The organism is Eudoraea chungangensis, assembly GCF_029360665.1.
Classification (GTDB): domain Bacteria; phylum Bacteroidota; class Bacteroidia; order Flavobacteriales; family Flavobacteriaceae; genus Eudoraea; species Eudoraea chungangensis.
The window spans coordinates 368,313-387,426 of sequence record NZ_JARDUB010000001.1; the positions used below are offsets into that span (position 1 = coordinate 368,313).

At 38.3% G+C, this 19,114-nt stretch carries 17 protein-coding genes; 10 read left to right on the forward strand and 7 right to left on the reverse strand.

Annotated features, from left to right (window positions below; genetic code table 11):
* Nucleotides 1-65 precede the first annotated feature (65 nt).
* Nucleotides 66-968 (forward strand): metallophosphoesterase, encoded by a 903-nt coding sequence (locus tag PXG98_RS01575; protein ID WP_276388644.1) that lies wholly within the window; start codon nt 66-68, stop codon nt 966-968.
* Nucleotides 969-1,031: 63 nt separating this feature from the next.
* Here the strand turns inward: PXG98_RS01575 and PXG98_RS01580 are convergent, their stop codons facing one another.
* The 3 genes from PXG98_RS01580 to PXG98_RS01590 form a co-directional block, all read right to left on the reverse strand.
* On the reverse strand, nt 1,032-1,754 hold the full coding sequence (locus tag PXG98_RS01580; protein WP_276388645.1) for an energy transducer TonB: 723 nt from the start codon (nt 1,752-1,754) through the stop codon (nt 1,032-1,034).
* A gap of 156 nt (nt 1,755-1,910) precedes the next feature.
* Nucleotides 1,911-3,509, reverse strand: a complete 1,599-nt coding sequence (locus tag PXG98_RS01585) for a Gfo/Idh/MocA family protein (protein WP_276388646.1) — start codon at nt 3,507-3,509, stop codon at nt 1,911-1,913.
* On the reverse strand, nt 3,506-3,997 hold the full coding sequence (locus PXG98_RS01590) for a DoxX family membrane protein (RefSeq protein ID WP_276388647.1): 492 nt from the start codon (nt 3,995-3,997) through the stop codon (nt 3,506-3,508). The genes PXG98_RS01585 and PXG98_RS01590 overlap by 4 nt, the downstream gene beginning before the upstream one ends.
* 340 nt (nt 3,998-4,337) lie before the next feature.
* On the opposite strand from PXG98_RS01590, the gene aqpZ reads away from it, so the two are divergent.
* From aqpZ to PXG98_RS01630, 8 genes are all read left to right on the forward strand, one after another.
* A complete protein-coding gene (aqpZ, locus tag PXG98_RS01595; RefSeq protein WP_276388648.1) occupies nt 4,338-5,024 on the forward strand; it encodes an aquaporin Z in 687 nt (228 codons plus the stop codon).
* Nucleotides 5,025-5,087: 63 nt separating this feature from the next.
* Nucleotides 5,088-6,404 carry a gluconate:H+ symporter gene (locus PXG98_RS01600; protein ID WP_276388649.1) on the forward strand — a complete coding sequence of 439 codons (1,317 nt, stop codon included), beginning with the start codon at nt 5,088-5,090 and terminating at the stop codon, nt 6,402-6,404.
* A gap of 9 nt (nt 6,405-6,413) precedes the next feature.
* The gene (locus PXG98_RS01605) at nt 6,414-6,878 is read left to right on the forward strand and encodes a RidA family protein (protein WP_276388650.1); all 465 of its coding nucleotides are present in this window, start codon (nt 6,414-6,416) and stop codon (nt 6,876-6,878) included.
* A gap of 11 nt (nt 6,879-6,889) precedes the next feature.
* Nucleotides 6,890-8,002 (forward strand): D-TA family PLP-dependent enzyme, encoded by a 1,113-nt coding sequence (locus PXG98_RS01610; protein WP_276388651.1) that lies wholly within the window; start codon nt 6,890-6,892, stop codon nt 8,000-8,002.
* 7 nt (nt 8,003-8,009) lie between these two features.
* Nucleotides 8,010-9,080, forward strand: coding sequence for a dipeptidase (locus PXG98_RS01615; RefSeq protein ID WP_276388652.1), 1,071 nt, complete (start codon nt 8,010-8,012; stop codon nt 9,078-9,080).
* Nucleotides 9,081-9,304: 224 nt separating this feature from the next.
* Nucleotides 9,305-11,161, forward strand: coding sequence for a 2-oxoacid:acceptor oxidoreductase subunit alpha (locus PXG98_RS01620; protein WP_276388653.1), 1,857 nt, complete (start codon nt 9,305-9,307; stop codon nt 11,159-11,161).
* Nucleotides 11,162-11,163: 2 nt separating this feature from the next.
* On the forward strand, nt 11,164-12,174 hold the full coding sequence (locus tag PXG98_RS01625; RefSeq protein WP_276388654.1) for a 2-oxoacid:ferredoxin oxidoreductase subunit beta: 1,011 nt from the start codon (nt 11,164-11,166) through the stop codon (nt 12,172-12,174).
* Between the two features lie 117 nt (nt 12,175-12,291).
* Nucleotides 12,292-12,936, forward strand: a complete 645-nt coding sequence (locus tag PXG98_RS01630) for a hypothetical protein (RefSeq protein ID WP_276388655.1) — start codon at nt 12,292-12,294, stop codon at nt 12,934-12,936.
* Between the two features lie 3 nt (nt 12,937-12,939).
* Here PXG98_RS01630 and PXG98_RS01635 read toward each other — a convergent pair whose 3' ends face one another.
* The gene (locus PXG98_RS01635; protein ID WP_276388656.1) at nt 12,940-15,138 is read right to left on the reverse strand and encodes an acylase; all 2,199 of its coding nucleotides are present in this window, start codon (nt 15,136-15,138) and stop codon (nt 12,940-12,942) included.
* Between the two features lie 316 nt (nt 15,139-15,454).
* Between PXG98_RS01635 and PXG98_RS01640 the strand changes: the two genes are divergently transcribed.
* On the forward strand, nt 15,455-17,191 hold the full coding sequence (locus tag PXG98_RS01640) for an ABC transporter ATP-binding protein (RefSeq protein ID WP_276388657.1): 1,737 nt from the start codon (nt 15,455-15,457) through the stop codon (nt 17,189-17,191).
* Here the strand turns inward: PXG98_RS01640 and PXG98_RS01645 are convergent.
* The 3 genes from PXG98_RS01645 to PXG98_RS01655 all read right to left on the reverse strand — a co-directional run bounded on the left by PXG98_RS01645 (nt 17,188) and on the right by PXG98_RS01655 (nt 18,989).
* Nucleotides 17,188-17,517, reverse strand: coding sequence for a 2Fe-2S iron-sulfur cluster-binding family protein (locus PXG98_RS01645; protein ID WP_276388658.1), 330 nt, complete (start codon nt 17,515-17,517; stop codon nt 17,188-17,190). The genes PXG98_RS01640 and PXG98_RS01645 overlap by 4 nt on opposite strands.
* 90 nt (nt 17,518-17,607) lie before the next feature.
* On the reverse strand, nt 17,608-17,847 hold the full coding sequence (locus tag PXG98_RS01650) for a NifU family protein (RefSeq protein WP_276388659.1): 240 nt from the start codon (nt 17,845-17,847) through the stop codon (nt 17,608-17,610).
* Nucleotides 17,848-17,849: 2 nt separating this feature from the next.
* Nucleotides 17,850-18,989, reverse strand: a complete 1,140-nt coding sequence (locus PXG98_RS01655; protein ID WP_276388660.1) for an Mrp/NBP35 family ATP-binding protein — start codon at nt 18,987-18,989, stop codon at nt 17,850-17,852.
* Nucleotides 18,990-19,114: the final 125 nt, after the last annotated feature.

Here is a 19,114-nt window from a genome sequence, read left to right on the forward strand (position 1 = left end):
GTTTATGTTAAGGAAATTATTACGATATATCGTGCTTTTTTAGGATATTACTCCTAAAAATAAGGATGTCCTCTTTCGAAAGATTTACAAGAGCCTATAAAAATGCCAAAAAACTCTATTATGATAACACTTCAAAATTTATTTTTTTTAGTGATTGTCATAGGGGAGACAACAGCTTTGCAGATGAGTTTGCAAACAATAGAAATATCTATTACCACGCCTTAAAACATTATTACAAAGAAGGATTTAGTTATTGCGAAATAGGAGATGGTGATGAACTTTGGGAAAACCTGAACTTCCAAGCTGTTTTCGAAGCCCATAAGAACATCTATCTTCTCTTAAAAAAATACCATGATTCTTCCAGGCTTCACATGATATATGGTAATCATGATATGGTATATAAAGACCCTGAATATGTAAAGAAAAATCTATACACTTATTTTGAACCTAAGAACGAGGCAGAATCTAACTTACTAGATGGCTTAGTTTACCAAGAAGCAATTGTTCTCGAACACCGGAATAGCGGGCAACAAATTTTTTTAACCCATGGGCATCAGGCAGAATTCATGAATTACCATGGATGGCGTATCAATCGGTTTTTAGTTAGGGTTCTATGGAAACCATTACAAGTGTGGGGAATTGCAGATCCTACAAGCCCCGCAAAAAATCATAAGGAGCTAATAAAAGTAGAAAAACGTATTAAGCGCTGGATACTAAAAAATAATATGCTTATTACGCTTACAGGGCACACGCATAGACCAAGATTTCCAGAACCGGGCAATATTCCATTTTTTAACGATGGTAGCTGTGTACACCCTAGGAGTATTACCGGTATAGAAATTGAAGAAGGGCAAATCTCTCTGATTAAATGGCAGATAGCCACCAAAGACGATGGCACCCTACAAATTATTAGAATTCTTTTAGAAGGGCCACAAAAATTATCTGCTTATGCCATAAAAAAGAATTGATTCTAGACAATTAGCCTAAAAAGGCAACTGTAAAGAATCAATCCCTCTCAAATAGCCGTAAGCTTATTGAATTAAAAAATTAATAGGTATACTGTAAGGAACTTTAACGGACTTACCACGTTGCATTCCTGGCGTCATAGTAGGAAGGGATGCAATAATTCGCTGCGCTTCTCTTTCTAACATCTTGTCTGGTCCTCTTGTTCGAATGGCTTCGACATAACCCTTTGAATTAATCATAAACTGCACGTATACTTTCCCTTTAATTCCCAATTCTAGAGCACTTGCGGGATAGCTAAACTGTTGTCTAATATGTTCCTGGATCATTTTTTGGAAGCAAGCCTTACGTTCGTCATTACCTACTGCGTTTTCACAACCGGGATATATAGGAACGTTTTCAATAACGGCAAAAGGAACTATAATTTCTTCTTCTACCTCGTCTACCTCAACGTCGTCCACCGCAATGGCCTCTTCAATTACCGATTCTTGGCTGGTTTCAGTACTTTCAATTATTGTTTCCTCGATCTCCTCAGAGTCATCTACAACTTCAATTAGTTCAGGAGCTGCTGGCGGAGGAGGTGGAGGTGTAGTTTTAAGAACTTCAGTAACTGGCACATCTTCTTTTAAATCATCTACTGCTTGAGCTACTTCAAGTGTAGTTGCGTCCTTAGGATACGATTTGTATTCTAGTGCACGCCAGGTCAAAAATAGAACGACTGTAAGACCCATTACAAAATACAGTCCGCTGTTTCTATTTAAGTCTACTTTTGGGTTTTTCTTTACTTGCATGACTATTTGTATTAAGAATTACATAAATTTACATCAAGTAAATTGCGAATTATATGATATTTATCAGTTTATCTTAATATTTTCATAAAATTTAAATAAAAAGGAGCAGCGTTTTTAAACGCTGCTCCTTTATAATTTTCTTGTTTTAAAAGTAAATTAGGTCTCCTGTTGTAAAGAACCCAACAGAACCTCGTCAAAGTTTATCCCTTCTATTGGAACAATCTGTTGCAATTCAGGATCCCAATCAATTCTGCGACCTAATTTGTAAGATAGTCCGGTCATATGAGCTGTAATAGCTTCATCAAAACCCTCATCAATCCCACAACTAACTTTACCTCCATTACGTGTATTACTTAACCATTCTCTAAGGTGTAAGAAAGTAGAATCAACTCTGGCGCCGTTTATATACGTCCACATAAGTCCCTTATCGGCAAAATATTGAGAGGTGGCCGAAGATACCGCATCCGGCACACTAGCCCCTGGATTGTATTGATACATAGGAATTCCAGGATTCATTCTTTCTGCCTCTAACATGTCAGCATACTTTGTAGATCTCCCGTCCGGCCAAATGGTTAACCTGTTTCCTAATTCCATGGTACCATCGTGTCCCATCAAAATTGTTGGTCTACTAAAGCCATTTCCTAAAGTAGCGCTGTAAACGAAGGTCATCCCCTTTTCTTTTCCTGCTTTCTGGCTGCTACCGGTACTAAAATTAGGAAACTCCATATTTACCTGTAATACATCCGGAACGTTTCTTCCATCTCTATGGGTATAAATACCACCTGAAGCGGTAATAGAATTTGGAATACCCATTTCTAATACACAGTTTAACCTGTCGTAATCATGAGTTAGTAAATCGCCTGATAAACCGGAACCGTATGCCCACCATTTTCGCCATCTAAAAAAATGGTTTTTATTAAATGGGATTTTCGGAGCTGTTCCTAAAAACTGATCCCAGTCTATTGTCTGGGGCGTTGCCTCTTCTTCTAAATAATAATTCCATGCACCGTTGTCGTCATTTCTATTGGTATTAGTCTGTACCAATGAAACATGTCCTAGTACCCCTTTTTCTACTATGTCTTGGGCTGTTTGAAAACTCAGCGTTTGTCTGTGTTGATGTCCTACCATAAGAACTGCTTTAGACTTTCTTGCTGCATCTCTTAAAAGGTAAGTTTCCTCAATAGTATGGGTCATTGGTTTTTCTACATAAGCATGTATTCCATTATTTAATGCATCAATTGCCATAGGAGCGTGCCAATGATCTGGGGTTGCAATAATTACCGCATCTACCTTTCCACTTCGGATCATTTCTTTGTAATTCCTAAATCTAACCACCTTTGTTGTTTCGTCTGAAAAAGAATCTATGACACGTTTTGCTCTTACATCATAAATATCACAAACAGCGGTTAATTGTACATTTAATTTATCCTGATTAAGAAAGTCTTTCAATCTGCTGTGGTTCGGATCTTCCTCTGCCGCCAATCGCATATCTTCTAACCATTCTTTGGTAGCAAAGCCCAAAGCTCGGCATAACTGTTCCCCTCTAATACCAAAACCTATAATACCAACTTTTACAGCTGCTCCATCAATTGTTTTAACGGCTGATGGCAAGCTTGGTTGAATATTGAGTTGTTCTAAAATTGCAGATCTTTCCTTGTTTTTTGAAACGGCATTAGAGGCTCCTGCCCACCAAACTGCTCCAAGGATTGGAATCCCGCCTAAGCCCTTTAAGGCATCTCTTCTTGTCCATTTCATACGGTCTCGGTTTTAGGTTGTTCTTTCTTATTTAATAGATATTTTATGCCAAAAAATTGCCCCGTTGGATATTGATAAAGCACCAAACAGGCGGCGAGTTCAATTAAGTTCTTATTTATAAACCAATAACTGCCCTCGACATTGAGTTGCTGCAGCCATGGAAAGGCTGGATGAGAGAAATAGTACAAAGCCAGGAGAAGTACCCCAACTAGTGCCCCTATTTTTTCATAGAAACCCAAAATAAGTGTAATCCCAACAAACATCAAAGCCATCCAATTAAGGGTATCAGCCCATCCGATAAATGGTTCTTTAGCCATGAATAAGAAGAAGGATTCAAATGGACCTTGGGCTGTGGCTAAATATCCAAAAGAAGTCCAATCGGGATTATAGAGTTTAATGACACCTTCATACAGGAAGTGCCATCCAATAAATAGGCGCAACAAAACCATACTGTGTTTTAATTGCCATCTTTTTTTAGTTTGATTCATATTTATAGTTCTAGTTGTTAATCAGTTAAGATATAAAGAATAGCTTAAAATTTATATTGGCCAGACAAATTATATGTCCAGAAAACAAAATATAAGAAGAATATATCTATCAAAATTAAATCAGAGCTACGGCAAAGCCTATGACTTTTGTCAGTTTCCATTTTAACCAGTGGGATTAGCTTAAACTTTTTAATCTTTTCTAAGATGCGCCAGTATTAAATAGAAAACCCAGGTTTTTTAAAATCATTTATTACTTCCATGCCATAATCTAAACTAATAGGATTTAATTCCATTAGAAAATAAGTATCTTGTCTGAGAATAATTTAAACCAACACATATTATGAAAAAATTAGTAGCTGAATTTATCGGTACCCTTTGGTTAGTTCTAGGGGGATGTGGAAGTGCAGTTTTGGCGGCTTCCTTTCCAGAATTAGGTATTGGATTTGTAGGTGTCTCACTGGCATTTGGTCTCACTGTATTAACTATGGTTTATGCCATTGGACATATCTCTGGCTGTCACTTGAATCCGGCTGTGTCTATAGGCCTGTGGATAGGAGGTCGATTTAGTCAAAAAGAGTTAGTTCCTTATATTATTGCACAAGTGCTTGGGGGTATCGCGGGTGCAGGATTGTTATATCTTATTGCATCGGGAAAACCGGGATTTGAACTAGGTGGCTTTGCAAGTAACGGCTATGGAGAACATTCGCCCGGCGGATATAGTATGTTAGCTGCGCTTATCACTGAAGTTGTTATGACCTTTATGTTTCTAATTATTATTCTTGGTGCTACTCATTCTAAAGCACCCAAAGGAATGGCTGGCATAGCAATCGGACTTGGTCTTACCCTAATACACCTTATTAGTATACCTGTTACCAATACCTCTGTAAACCCGGCGCGAAGTACTAGCCAGGCATTGTTTGCGGGAGATTGGGCTATTGACCAATTATGGTTATTTTGGGTAGCCCCAATTGTGGGAGCCTTATTAGCCGGTTTAGTTTACAAGTATTTATCCCCGGAGGAAGCCTAACATTTTGCATATTTCCTTGAAGGTAAATTTCTTTATTACTAACATAAAAAAGCCCACCTAAAAATGCCCTTAATTATTGTACTAATTGGCATATTAATTCTCTTTGTCTTAATTGCCCGATTTAAACTAAACGCCTTTATTGCCTTTATTATAGTTTGCCTATTTGTGGGCATTGCGGAAGGGATGTCATTGGACAAATTAATACAATCTATCCAGGATGGTATTGGGAATACTTTAGGTTTTCTGGTAATGATTCTAGGTTTTGGTGCCATGCTAGGTAAATTGGTTGCAGACAGTGGCGCAGCACAACGAATTACCACAGGTTTAGTGTCCAAGTTTGGCATAAAAAATATTCAGTGGGCTCTAGTACTTACGGGGTTTATTGTTGGCATTCCTATGTTCTATTCTGTTGGTTTCGTAATTTTGATTCCACTAGTCTTTACCATTGCCGCTGCTACCAAATTACCTTTACTCTATGTAGGCCTGCCTCTTTTAGCATCTCTTTCGGTTACCCATGGATATCTGCCACCGCATCCTGCGCCCACGGCAATATCTATAATGTTTGGGGCAAATCTGGGAAAAACGCTTCTTTATGGGATTGTGATAGCCATTCCGGCAATTATTTTCGCCGGACCTATCTTTTCTAAAACAGTAAAAAATATAAGCGCAACTCCCTTAAAAGAGTTTGTTAATCCAAAGGTTTTTAAAGATGAAGAAATGCCGAGTATGAGTATAAGTATACTCACTGCGTTATTGCCCATTTTTTTGATAGGAATAGCAGCTGTTAGCGAATTATTTCTTACCCCCGATTTCTTCTTATATTCCACTATCTTGTTTTTGGGGAACCCTGCTATCGCGATGCTTATAGCTGTTTTAGTTGCTATTTTTACCCTTGGCCTTGGACGAAATAAAAAGATGGTAGAAGTTATGGCTTCTGTTGGGAGTTCCATATCTGGTATTACCATGGTTTTATTAATCATAGCAGGAGCGGGAGCCCTTAAACAAGTTCTTGTTGATAGCGGAGTTAGTAATTATATTGGAAGCCTGCTAGATGGCTCTGCAATATCTCCCCTAATCCTAGCTTGGTTAATTGCAACAGTGCTAAGGATTTGTGTTGGCTCAGCCACTGTGGCAGGACTAACTGCCGCAGGAATTGTTTTACCTTTAATAGAATCCTCCGGAGTTAGTCCAGAATTAATGGTGCTCGCCATTGGCTCTGGAAGTTTAATGTTATCTCATGTAAACGATGGTGGGTTTTGGTTATTTAAAGAATACTTTAATCTTTCCGTTAAGGACACATTAAAAACATGGACTGTTATGGAAACAACCATTGGAGTTATTGGTATTCTCGGCGTTTTGATATTAAATTCAATCCTTTAATTTTATACTATGAACGATTCACCCTCTAAAAGAATAGAAACCTTAGGCCTGGTTTTACCTCCAGCACCTCCTCCTGCGGGGCTATACAGACCTATATTAGTAATTGATAACTTTTTGTACGTTTCCGGTCAAGGGCCCATGCAAACAGATGGAACCTTAATTACAGGCAGAGTTGGAGATGATTTAAATTTAGGACAGGGCAAATTAGCCGCCGAACAGGTAGGCCTCACCATGTTGTCTACAATACAAACACATTTTGGCGATGTAGACCGGATTAAGAGGGTGGTAAAAGTCCTAGGAATGGTAAATTCCACTCCTGATTTTGGGCAGCATCCATTGGTAATTAACGGGTTTAGCGAGTTAATGGCGGATATTTTTGGCAATGAAATGGGTGTAGGGGTAAGAAGCGCCGTTGGAATGATGTTGCCTGGAAATATTCCTGTGGAAATCGAAGCCATGTTCCAGTTACATTAAATTCGGCCTTTATGATTGATCAAAATTGGTATGAAATTGAATCGCCGGAATCTTTGAATACCCCCGCCTTATTAATCTATCCAGAGAGAATAGATAGAAATATAGATCTAATGATAGAAATATCAGGAGATGCAAAAAAATTGCGACCACATATCAAAACCCATAAAACTGCAGAAATAATTATAATGCAGATGAATAAAGGGATTACAAAATTCAAGTGTGCCACTATCGCAGAAGCTGAACTCTTAGCAATGAATGATGCCAAAGATGTCTTATTAGCTATGCAGCCTGTAGGCGCCAATTTAGACCGTTATGCAAAACTGATTAAGGAATACCCCAATACTATGTTTTCTACCATTGTAGATAATGAAAATACCGCACAGGAAATGGCCCAAATAGCAAAGAATAATGGGGTGGTTATTTCCTTGTTTTTAGATCTTAATGTGGGCATGAACCGCACAGGAATTGAGCCAAACAATGAAGCTCATTTACTATTTAAAAAAATTGAAGAGAACCAATTCTTAAATGCACAAGGTCTACACAGCTATGATGGACATCTACGAAATCCGGATTTTGAGGAAAGAAAAAAGGACTGCGACAAAGCTTTTCAGAGGGTACTGGCGTTAAAAGAAAGCATAGAAAAAGAAGGTACAAAAGTACCTTCCTTGGTTCTTGGAGGGTCTCCCTCATTTCCTATTCATGCAAAGAGAGACGGGGTAGAGGTGAGCCCTGGAACTACCCTTCTCTGGGATGAAGGCTACGGGAACCTTTTCAAAGAAATGCCATTTTTAAAAGCTGCAGTTTTAGTATCTCGAATAATAAGCAAGCCAGCTAAGGATATCATATGCTTAGACCTAGGTCATAAGGCTATGGCACCTGAAATGACTTTTCCAAGAATTAAAATTTTCGGCTTGGAAGACAGTAAGCAGATAGGACAGAGTGAAGAACACCTCGTAATCGAATACCATAATAGCGAAGCCTTATCTATTGGAGATATTTTTTATGGCATTCCTATGCACATTTGCCCCACTGTGGCAAAATATCCAAAATTATTAACCGTACGGGATAAAAAGCTTGAAGGAGAATGGAAGGTTGCGGCAAGAGATCATCAATTAAATATTTAATATTCACATGTTTATTTTTGACGCGCATTTAGACTTGGCTATGAATGCCTTGGAATGGAATAGAGATCTGAGATGGTCCGTAGAGGATATTAGACAGGCAGAAAAAGGCTTAAAAGACAAACCAGATAGAGGGAAAAATACGGTGTCTCTACCTGCGATGAGAAAAGGCAACATTGGATTGTGTATGGCAACGCAGATAGCTCGCTATGTAAAAAAAGACAACCCAATTCCCGGCTGGAATTCGCCTCAACAGGCATGGGCCCAGACTCAGGGACAACTAGCATGGTATAAGGCAATGGAGTACGAAGGAGAAATGTCGCAAATTACAGATTTGAACAGCTTAAATAAGCATTTAGACTTATGGGAAAACGGAGATTCGCTGAAAAAACCTGTGGGTTATATTTTAAGTTTGGAAGGGGCAGATTCTATTTTTGACATAGGTTATTTAGAAAAAAGTTATGAGCAAGGCTTAAGAGCCATTGGCCCTGCCCACTACGGACCAGGCACTTATGCCCAAGGCACAAACGCAAAAGGAGGTATTGGAAATATTGGTAAAAATCTCCTAGCTGAAATAGCCAGGCTCAATCTTATTTTAGATGCTACACATTTATGCGATGAAAGCTTTTGGGAAAGTCTAAACTATTACGATGGTCCACTATGGGCCAGCCATAATAATTGTCGTAGTTTAGTTAATCACAACAGACAATTCACTGACGAACAAATAAAAGAATTAATTAATAGAGGTGCTGTAATTGGTTTGGCTTTAGACGCTTGGATGATGGTGCCTAATTGGAAACGAGGCGTATCCGACCCCAAAAGGATGAAGGTTACACTAAACACCATGTTAGATCATTTAGATCACATTTGTCAGCTTGCTGGCAATGCTAAGCATGTTGGAATCGGCACCGACTTAGACGGTGGGTTTGGTCGAGAACAAGCTCCCTATGATTTGGACACTATTGCGGACTTACAGAATATTCCCAAATTGCTAACCAATAGGGGGTATACCTCAAATCAGATTGAAGGAATAATGCATAAAAATTTCCTTGATTTCATTAAAAGCGCTTGGGGAAAATAAACTACGTAATTCTTTAAAAAATAGTATTTATTGATCGTTAGTTACTAAAAATTCAGGAGACATTTTTATAGTTTAGAAGCTTCTCAGGCGAAACTTTTAGACTAATTTTTTATATGATGTTTATTGAATTCTCTGTACATTTAGTGATAGAGAAAGTAAAGATGGTGCATTCTGATTCTATTTTTATCTAAATTACTGATGAAATAAATATTGCTTTTTTTGCTATGGAAATTAAAAAAGGAGGTCTAAAAGCTCTTGAAGCTGTTATTGTTAGATTTGTTGGGGATTCGGGCGATGGAATGCAATTAACGGGAAGTCAGTTTTCGGATACTTCAGCCATGTTCGGTAATGATATTGCTACTTTCCCAAATTACCCTGCCGAAATCAGAGCTCCTCAAGGAAGTTTATACGGGGTGTCGGGTTTCCAAGTACATATAGGAAGTGTGGAAATAAGTACTCCTGGCGATAATGTAGACCTATTAGTTGCCATGAATCCGGCTGGTCTAAAGACTAATCTTCATTCGGTACACGCGGGTCATACTATAATTGTGGATATCGATTCATTTACACGAAAAAACTTAGAAAAGGCACTTTATGATAGTAATCCTCTGGAAGATGGTAGCCTAAACAACTATAGAGTAATCGAAGTCTCTATGACTTCTCTAACGAAAGAGGCTTTAAAAGAAGTAAAAGGGCTAGATAACAAGACTATCACCAGAAGTAAAAATATGTTTGCTTTAGGCATGGTATATTGGATGTATAGCCGATCTCCCTCGCATACTATTGAATTTTTTAAGAAGAAGTTCAAATCCAGACCTGAACTCATTGAAGCAAATACTAAGGTCCTCAATGCTGGTTTTTTTTATGCTGAAACCCTAGAATTAATTCCAAATGCATATACCGTAGCACCTGCAAAAATGGCCAGTGGCACATATCGTATTATTATGGGTAACACGGCTACGGCCTGGGGCTTTCTTGCAGCCGCAGAAAAATCTGGTCTTGAACTTTTTCTGGGGTCATATCCAATAACACCTGCCTCGGACATTCTTCATGAGCTCGCCAAACACAAACACTTTGGGGTAAAAACTTTTCAGGCCGAAGATGAAATTGCCGGGATAACATCAGCTATAGGGGCGGCCTTTGCAGGAGACCTGGCCATCACAACCACATCTGGCCCAGGTATGGCTCTTAAAGGCGAAGCCTTAGGGCTGGCAATGATTTTGGAACTCCCCCTGGTTGTTGTTAACGTGCAAAGAGGAGGGCCTTCTACCGGATTGCCAACAAAGACAGAGCAATCCGACCTTTTACAAGCCATGTATGGAAGAAATGGTGAAAGTCCGATTATTGTGATTGCAGCCAGTACTCCCTCAAATTGTTTTAAATATGCCTATGAAGCGGCAAAACTTGCCTTAGAACATATGACTCCGGTAATTCTATTATCTGATGGTTATATTGCCAATGGATCAGCGCCATGGAAAATTCAAAAAGTTTCAGAAATGCCAGAAATAGAGACTAGGAAAAAAAACAAGGCAGATGTAAATTCAAGCTGGAATCCCTATGATCGAGATTTAGCAAATCTCGTAAGAGAATGGGCTATTCCAGGCACACCAAATCTGGAACATCGCCTTGGCGGATTAGAAAAAGATAAAAGTTCTGGACAGGTATCGTATGACCCAAAAAACCATGAAGAAATGACTCGGATTAGGGCAGATAAAGTAAAAAGAGTAGCCAATTATATTCCAGACTTAAAAATAGAATTTGCAACAAAAGGGAAACTATTGGTCGTAGGTTGGGGCGGCACTTATGGCACCTTATATGCTGCTGTAAAACAATTAAATAATGAGGGCTTAAAAGAAATTGGTCTGGCACATTTTAATTACCTAGCTCCCCTTCCCAAGAATACAAAGAATATATTATCAGGATTTAATAAAATAATCGTTTGCGAGCTAAATATGGGGCAATTTGCATCTGTATTGCGAAACAATTTCCCATCCTTCCATATTGTTCAATATAACAAAGTACAAGGTCTTCCCTTTGGCAATGCCGAACTGGTGGAGGTCTTTAATACGGAAATCTCTTAACTATGGCCTCTATAGAAAAAAAGAAATATTCTTTTAAAGACTTTGCCAGCAACCAAGAAGTCCGCTGGTGTCCTGGATGCGATGATTATGTTATTCTAAGAGCAATGCAAATGGCACTGCCGCAAATGGAAATTAACAAGGAAGATGTTGTATTCATATCAGGTATCGGCTGTTCTTCCAGATTTCCTTATTATATGGACACCTATGGTATGCATGGCATTCACGGGAGAGCGCCTGCCATTGCTTCCGGAGTAAAACTGGCAAATCCTAAGTTAAGTGTTTGGGTAATAACTGGTGACGGGGATTCTCTAGCCATAGGTGGAAATCATTTTATACATGTTTTAAGACGAAATCTAGACCTAAATATTATATTATTTAACAATGAAATATACGGTCTTACTAAAGGACAATTCTCTCCCACCTCTTTGGTGGGTCAGAAGACAAAATCCTCTCCTTATGGCAATACCCAGCCACCCTTCCATCCAGGGGAATTGGCTCTAGGAGCACAGGCTAGATTCTTTGCCAGAATTGGCGGAAATACTCCAAAAGACATGACACAATTGTTTATTGAAGCGGAAAAGTTTAAAGGGACTTCTTTAATTGAAGTATTACAAAATTGTCCCATTTTTAACGACGGATGCTTTACGAAATATACGGATAAATCAGTAAGAGAAGATAAACAGTTATTTGCTGTACACGGAGAGCCCATGGTTTTTGGCAAAGAAAAAAATAAGGGTTTAATCCTAAAAGGCCTTCAATTAGAGGTTGTTACCATAGGGAAAAACGGTATAAGTGAAAAAGATATCCTTATACATAATGCCAAGGAGAAAGACCCCACACTACATCAAATGTTGGTTAGACTGGAATATCCATTGGTAACGGGCATCATCAGGAGTTATGAGGATGTTATATTTGAAGATAGAGATGCACAACTTACAGATAAGGTCAAGGCAAATTCTTCTTTTTCAAAAACAGATGACTTGTTTTATTCTGGAGAAACCTATGAGGTGTAGGGAGCAATATTCCCAAGTCATCTTATTGGTATCTATTTACCCCTTTAGTCGAATTTAACACCATCTTAAGCCCATATGGCAAGGTATTTGCTAAATTTACACCAAGAAAAGCAAGTCATGAAAAAGGGAATATTTCTTTTTTTATTTTTATTCATTCTCATTAATATACAGGCGCAAACAGATTTTTCCACGGTACAGCCCCTAGAAATAAATGCGGATAAAAACTTGGACTTAAAAAGCACTCCAAAGGCAGGGCCTTCTTTGAATATCCCATCAGTTCTTGATTTCAGCAAAAAAAGTTTTAAAGAAAGTCCACAGGCCAGAAATATCAAAATGCTCCCAGAAAAAGAATTAAAACAAGCTGGTTATGATTTAAAGTTAGACACCAAAGTAGGTGAACGCCAGAATTCGAATTCTAAAAAACACTTTGGAGATATGTATCTGGGTGATGTAAGAACGGGCGGAACCTATGTTGGAATTGTTTGCAGAGATCACGAATTTGTTGATGGGGACCGCATAAGAATATTTGTTAATGGAGAGATTGCAGAAGCCAATTTATTATTGACAGGTGCGTTCAAAGGGGTTAACATTGATCTTCAGAAGGGCTTTAATAGATTAGATTTTGAGGCCTTAAATCAGGGCTCATCCGGGCCCAACACAGCACAAGTAGACGTCTATGACGAGAACGGTCAGTTAATACACTCCAATCAATGGATGTTGTCTACAGGATCTAAAGCCTCACTAATTGTAGTAAAAGACTAATAATTATCTTTTGCCCGGACGGTAAGTTTCCTCTGCTCTTTTTAAAACATCCTCCTTATAATAAGCAGCTTCTTTAAATTTCACATCGGCATAAGGAACCACTTGATCACCAAAATGCGGGGAACTTGGATCTCCACTTTGCCCTCCAGCTAAAATAGTTTTAGCTCTAACTTTGGGTCCAAACTCCACAACGGCAACAAAACTATTCCCTCGAGTCCCATAAATCTTTTTAGTATTATTGTTATACCTAGCCCCATAAGCCGCTAGAGCTCCCCATCTTCCTGAAGCAAAGCCAATCGGCGAACTGGGTAAGTCATCATTAAATGCCTGTCTTATTCCACCATCTAAACGCTGGTATCTATTAACTTCTCCCCAGGCTATATTCCAAGACCCAAAGTCTTCCTCTAAAATACTCAGGCTTTCTTTAAAAATCCGAAGCCTTTCTTCCCTAGGGGAAGAATTACCAAAATAATGTAAGCGTTCCATATCGCTGGCAACGAAAGGCAAGTCTATTTGTTTACTATAATGGCTGGCATAAAAGTGCGAGAGAGTCATTGCAACAGACGTTATGGATGTTTTATAATCCCATTCTCTTAAAACGGCTATTGGTCCTGCCAATTCTTTATGCTCGGACATACTTTCATTATATGCCTCAAGCAATCCTGGTATAAGAACTTTAAAAGCAGGTAAATATGGGTCATAAGCTAAAGAAATCAGACTGTCTATGGTATAGTCTTCTTTCTGTTGCAATAAAGATATTGCGTGTATCCCTCTAAAGTTCTCCCGGTTTAATGACATATATTTTGGATAGTTCTCTACCCTAGGGCTATGATTTCCAGCAGCTGTAAAGGGAGTAGAATTACAATTCTGTATCCACCCATTTGGGGGATTTAATAAGGTAATATGTTCATCTACCTCGTGTAAGCCCTTCCAATCTGTTTCGGGGTTACTTCCATCTACAGGTTTAGAATAGTCAAATATGGTATCGCGTATTGGAATGAAGTTGCCATGAAAATAAGCAATTGTGCCATCAGCATCGGCATAAACAGTATTATTCGAAGAATTAGTACGTAGATTCATCATCTTACGAAACCCCGTATAGTCTTCTTGTTTTGTTCGAATAAAGGATTGTTCTAATGCCGTTACGGGGTCCCACATCATTGAAGAAGAAATTGGAAATTTTCCCTCCTTATGTGTTAAAGGTCCATGATGCGTTTTGTAAATGGGGAACACCTTCTCGGAGCTACCCTCTGCAGTTTTGTATTTAAGGATAACCTCCGATTCCTTTATCGGTCTCCATTCATCACCATATTTATAAACCAGACCATTGGCCTTTCTCTCTAAGGTTTCTTTAAACTCATCTAATACATCGGTGTAGGTGGAAGTATGCATCCAACCTGTTCTTTCATTAAAACCCTGGTAGACAAAAAACTGACCCCAAGTAACTGCTCCATAAGCATTTAATCCCTCTTCACTAACTACGTGGACCTCTCCCCTGAAATAAAAAGAAGTATGCGGATTTATTAACAACATGGCATTACCACTCTGAGTTAAACTGCCAGATAGGGCAATACCATTAGAACCTTGAGGTTCTAACTCCTTCTGCGTATTTTGCTTTTTAAGTTCTACCGCCAACGGAATGGCCTCATTATTCTCATAAAAGGCTTGTATTTTATCCACGTCAATCCGCTCTATATCTCCGCCAATAGAACCTTCACTGAAATACATTGGCATCCAGGGTTCAAAATGTGTTATTAGTTTGGGTGAGACTTCTGGATGGGTAAAAAGGTAGTAGTTAATGCCATCTGCAAAAGCTATACATAACTCTTTTAACCATTCAGGACTATTATCAAATTTGGCAAGTGCCTCTTCCTTACTCATAAACATTCGAGCACGTAAATCACTATATAGAGCTTTTTCACCTTCAATTTCTGCCAACCTTCCAATTGCCCATATATAGTTTTGCTCCACACGATTAAAATCATCTTCACATTGGGCATATAGCAACCCAAATACTGCATCGGCATCACTTTTTCCATAGATATGAGGCACTCCAAAATCATCCCTAATAATCGTAACACGCTCTGCTATTTTTAACCACCTTTCTTCCTCAGCACTCCCATTTGTAACACAGGAAAGCATGCAAAAAAGGACGCCTCCAAGGAGTAGAAGTATTTTTATTTTCCCAATTTGATATGACATTATTTCGCGTTTTAAAAACTTTGTTTTAAGATTCAATAGACTCTTTCCTAATCCACTTTCTGATTCCTTAGAAATACTACAGAGTCTTATGTCTTTAATTTTTGGCTACTATTTTTAATGGTACGGATACTCCCTTTTATTTCTATGTCTTACTTATGTAAACATTATCTCCGTCCTTTAAAAATTTCGTTTTATAGTTAATTGGAGGATTAAAAAGTAACAGCCACTAGAACATAGAATAAATAATAATCCGGGTAATTAAAAGCAATTTTACTTTAATTTACGACCTTTCACAACTAAAAGTGTTGTATTTAATATGTCCGATAAAAAAATAAGTGTTTTAAAAGCCTTTAAGACAATCATTTGGCCCAGAAGAAATTTAGTCTTTATTGGTCTAATCCTAATTGTAATAAGTAAGGCCGCTAGCTTTGTAGCTCCATTATCTCTTAAATATTTGATGGATGATATAATTCCTAATAAAGATCTAGACTTTTTAAAAATATTAATTGGAGTGGTAATAACCGCCATATTAGTGCAGGCCATTACCTCTTTTCTGCTTACTAAAATACTAAGTGTTCAAGCTCAGTATATGATATCAGAGCTTAGGGCCCAAGTACAAAAAAAGATTCTTTCTTTACCTATTCGCTTTTTTGACAATACCAAATCAGGAGAATTAGTGTCTAGAATAATGTCGGATGTAGAAGGAGTAAGAAATCTAATTGGGACAGGTCTTGTACAACTGGTTGGAGGTTCAATAACGGCTGTTGTTTCTTTGATTTTACTGCTAAGAATAAGTACAAGTATGACTCTTTTTGCCCTTGTTCCTTTAGCCATATTCGCCGTAATTGCACTTAAAGCCTTTAAAATTATTCGACCTATTTTCAGGAACAGAGGTAAAATCAATGCGGAAGTTACTGGACGTTTAACCGAGACTTTAGGCGGCATACGTGTAATCAAAGGATTTAATGCAGAAAAACAAGAGCATAAAATATTTGAACATGGCGTACTGAAATTATATGAAAATGTAAAAAAGAGTCTCACTGCTACAGCCTTTATGACAAGTTCATCGACCTTTCTTCTCGGGGTAGCAACAACTGGAATTATGGGTCTAGGAGGATATAAAATAATGATTGACGAATTGACCATTGGAGAGTTTTTGACATTTACATTTCTTTTAGGTTTAATGGTTGCCCCTATAGTTCAGATGAGCAACATCGGAAGTCAATTAACAGAGGCCCTTGCTGGCTTGGACAGGACTGAAGAGCTTATGAACATGACAGCCGAGGCAGATTTGCACCATAGAACAACCACCCTAAAAGAGATAAAAGGTGATGTTGTATTTGAAAATGTTTCTTTTTCCTATGAAACCGATAAGGAAGTAATCCGAGAAGTAAGTTTTGAAGTACCCTCAGGCTCGGTGACGGCACTAGTGGGGAGTTCTGGATCAGGAAAAAGTACTATTGCCGGATTGGCTGCCAGTTTTCTTACACCCCAAAAAGGAAGAATTACAATTGATGGTAAGGATTTATCTAAAATAGAATTAAGGAGTTATAGAAAGTATTTAGGTGTAGTTTTACAGGATGATTTTCTCTTCGAGGGAACAATAAAGGAAAATATCCTATTTCCTAGACCAAACGCCTCAGAGGACGAATTACAAAATGCTATTAAGGCGGCCTATGTGGATGAGTTTACGGATAGATTTGAAGAAGGATTGGATACCTTGATAGGTGAAAGAGGGATTAAACTCTCCGGAGGACAAAGGCAAAGAATTGCCATTGCCAGGGCGGTATTGGCCAATCCCAGAATATTAGTTCTCGACGAAGCCACCTCAAATCTGGATACGGAAAGTGAAGGATTAATTCAGAAGAGTTTAGCCGAACTAACCAAAGGTCGTACCACATTTGTAATAGCACATAGACTAAGTACTATTAGAAAGGCAGATCAGATCCTGGTTATTGAAAATGGGAAAATTGCCGAGCAAGGCACCCACGAAAGTCTCATTGAAAAAGAAGGCAGGTATTATAATCTTTTTACCTACCAGGCCAGAATTTAGTCTTCCGGGGCTAGCTTAATTTCTAATCCATTTAGTTGTGAAGTGATATAAATTTGACATCCCAATCTACTATTATCTTCTACATTAAAAGCCTCAGCAAGCATAGCTTCTTCCTCTTCAGACCTATTCCCTAAATTATGATTAGATTCTATATAGCACTGGCAAGATGCGCACATAGCCATTCCTCCGCATACTCCAATAGTCCCTTCCGGGGCAAGTTCATAAGTGCGAACCAACTCCATTAGATTCATATTCATATCGGTGGGAGCATCTACCAGATGATGATTTCCATCTCTATCAGTGATACCTACTTTAATATCTGACATATTTATTTCTTAGAAGCTAATTTTAAGAATTTTTGAAAAGAACAACTGCATGAGGTGTTGCCATTCGAAGAATGATTTTAGCACAAGATTTTAAGAGACATTAATTACTTCTTCAATTTGAGGCGCATGTTTTTTAATTGTCATTTCAACACCGCTTTTTAAAGTCATTTGGTTAACGCTGCAGCCAACACAATTTCCTTCAAGCTGCACCTTGACGAGTTTATCGTTATCTATGGAGATTAATTTAATATCTCCGCCATCGCTCTGTAAAAAAGGGCGGATTTCATCCAATGCCTTTTCAATGTTAGATTTCAATTCTTCTGATGTCATAATCATTTCTTTTTAACTGCCGAGCAGCCAGCCATAGTCGTTATCTTGATAGCCTCTGTAGGAGGTAAACTTGTGTTTCTGGAAACTACTTGCTGAACCACATTCCTTGTAATATCTTCAAAGGCTTTTTCTACAGGGGTTGCAACTTGTAGCGCCGCAGGTCTACCAATATCACCCGCTTCTCGAATGCTTTGAACTATTGGTACTTCCCCTAAAAAGGGCACCTCTAAATCTGTTGATAGATTCTTGGCCCCTTCATTGCCAAAAATATAATACTTATTCTGCGGCAACTCTTCTGGTGTAAAGTAAGCCATATTTTCTATAATTCCCAAAACAGGAACATTTATGGATTGCTGTTGAAACATAGCAACCCCTTTTCGCGCATCGGCTAATGCCACTTCTTGTGGTGTACTCACTACCACTGCTCCCGTGATTGGCAAAGCTTGCATTATACTTAAATGAATATCCCCTGTTCCTGGTGGAAGATCAATCAACATAAAGTCTATTTCTCCCCAGGCCGCATCAAAAATCATTTGATTTAATGCTTTGGATGCCATTGGACCTCTCCATATGACCGCCTGATTAGGTTGCGTAAAGAACCCAATAGACAAGATTTTTACACCATAATTCTCAATGGGTAACATCTTTGATTTGCCGTTTACTTCTGTAGCCAATGGCTTTTTTTCAGTTACATCGAACATTATTGGCATAGACGGGCCATATATGTCAGCATCGAGAAGGCCAACTTTAAAGCCCATTTTGGCCAGGCTAACTGCCAAGTTTGCTGTAACAGTTGATTTACCAACACCACCCTTGCCGGAAGCAACAGCTATAATATTTTGTATTCCAGGAATAGGTTTTCCTTTTATTTCATTCACCTTAGGTTTAAGAGGAGCATCTACCTTAACATTTATAGTAATCTTGGCCTTATTATAAACCTCACGATGAATAGCCTTTAAGATTTCAACCTCTGTTTTCTTTTTTGCCTGAAGACTAGGGTTTTTAATGGTTATATCCACTATTACTTCATCTCCAAATACCTGAACATTGTCTACTGCCCCACTCTCTACCATGTTTAGGCCCTCCCCAGGTACAGTTATGGTCTCTAAAGCTTTGTAAATATCTTTTTTTAGCAACTTCATCTAACTCTAAAATAATACTTTATATAAAATGATTCTAAACAACAAAGATAGACTATAGCCTTGAAAGATTAAAGACTTCCTATTGAAAAGGCCTATAAAACTATAGTTCAAAAAAATTCTGAACT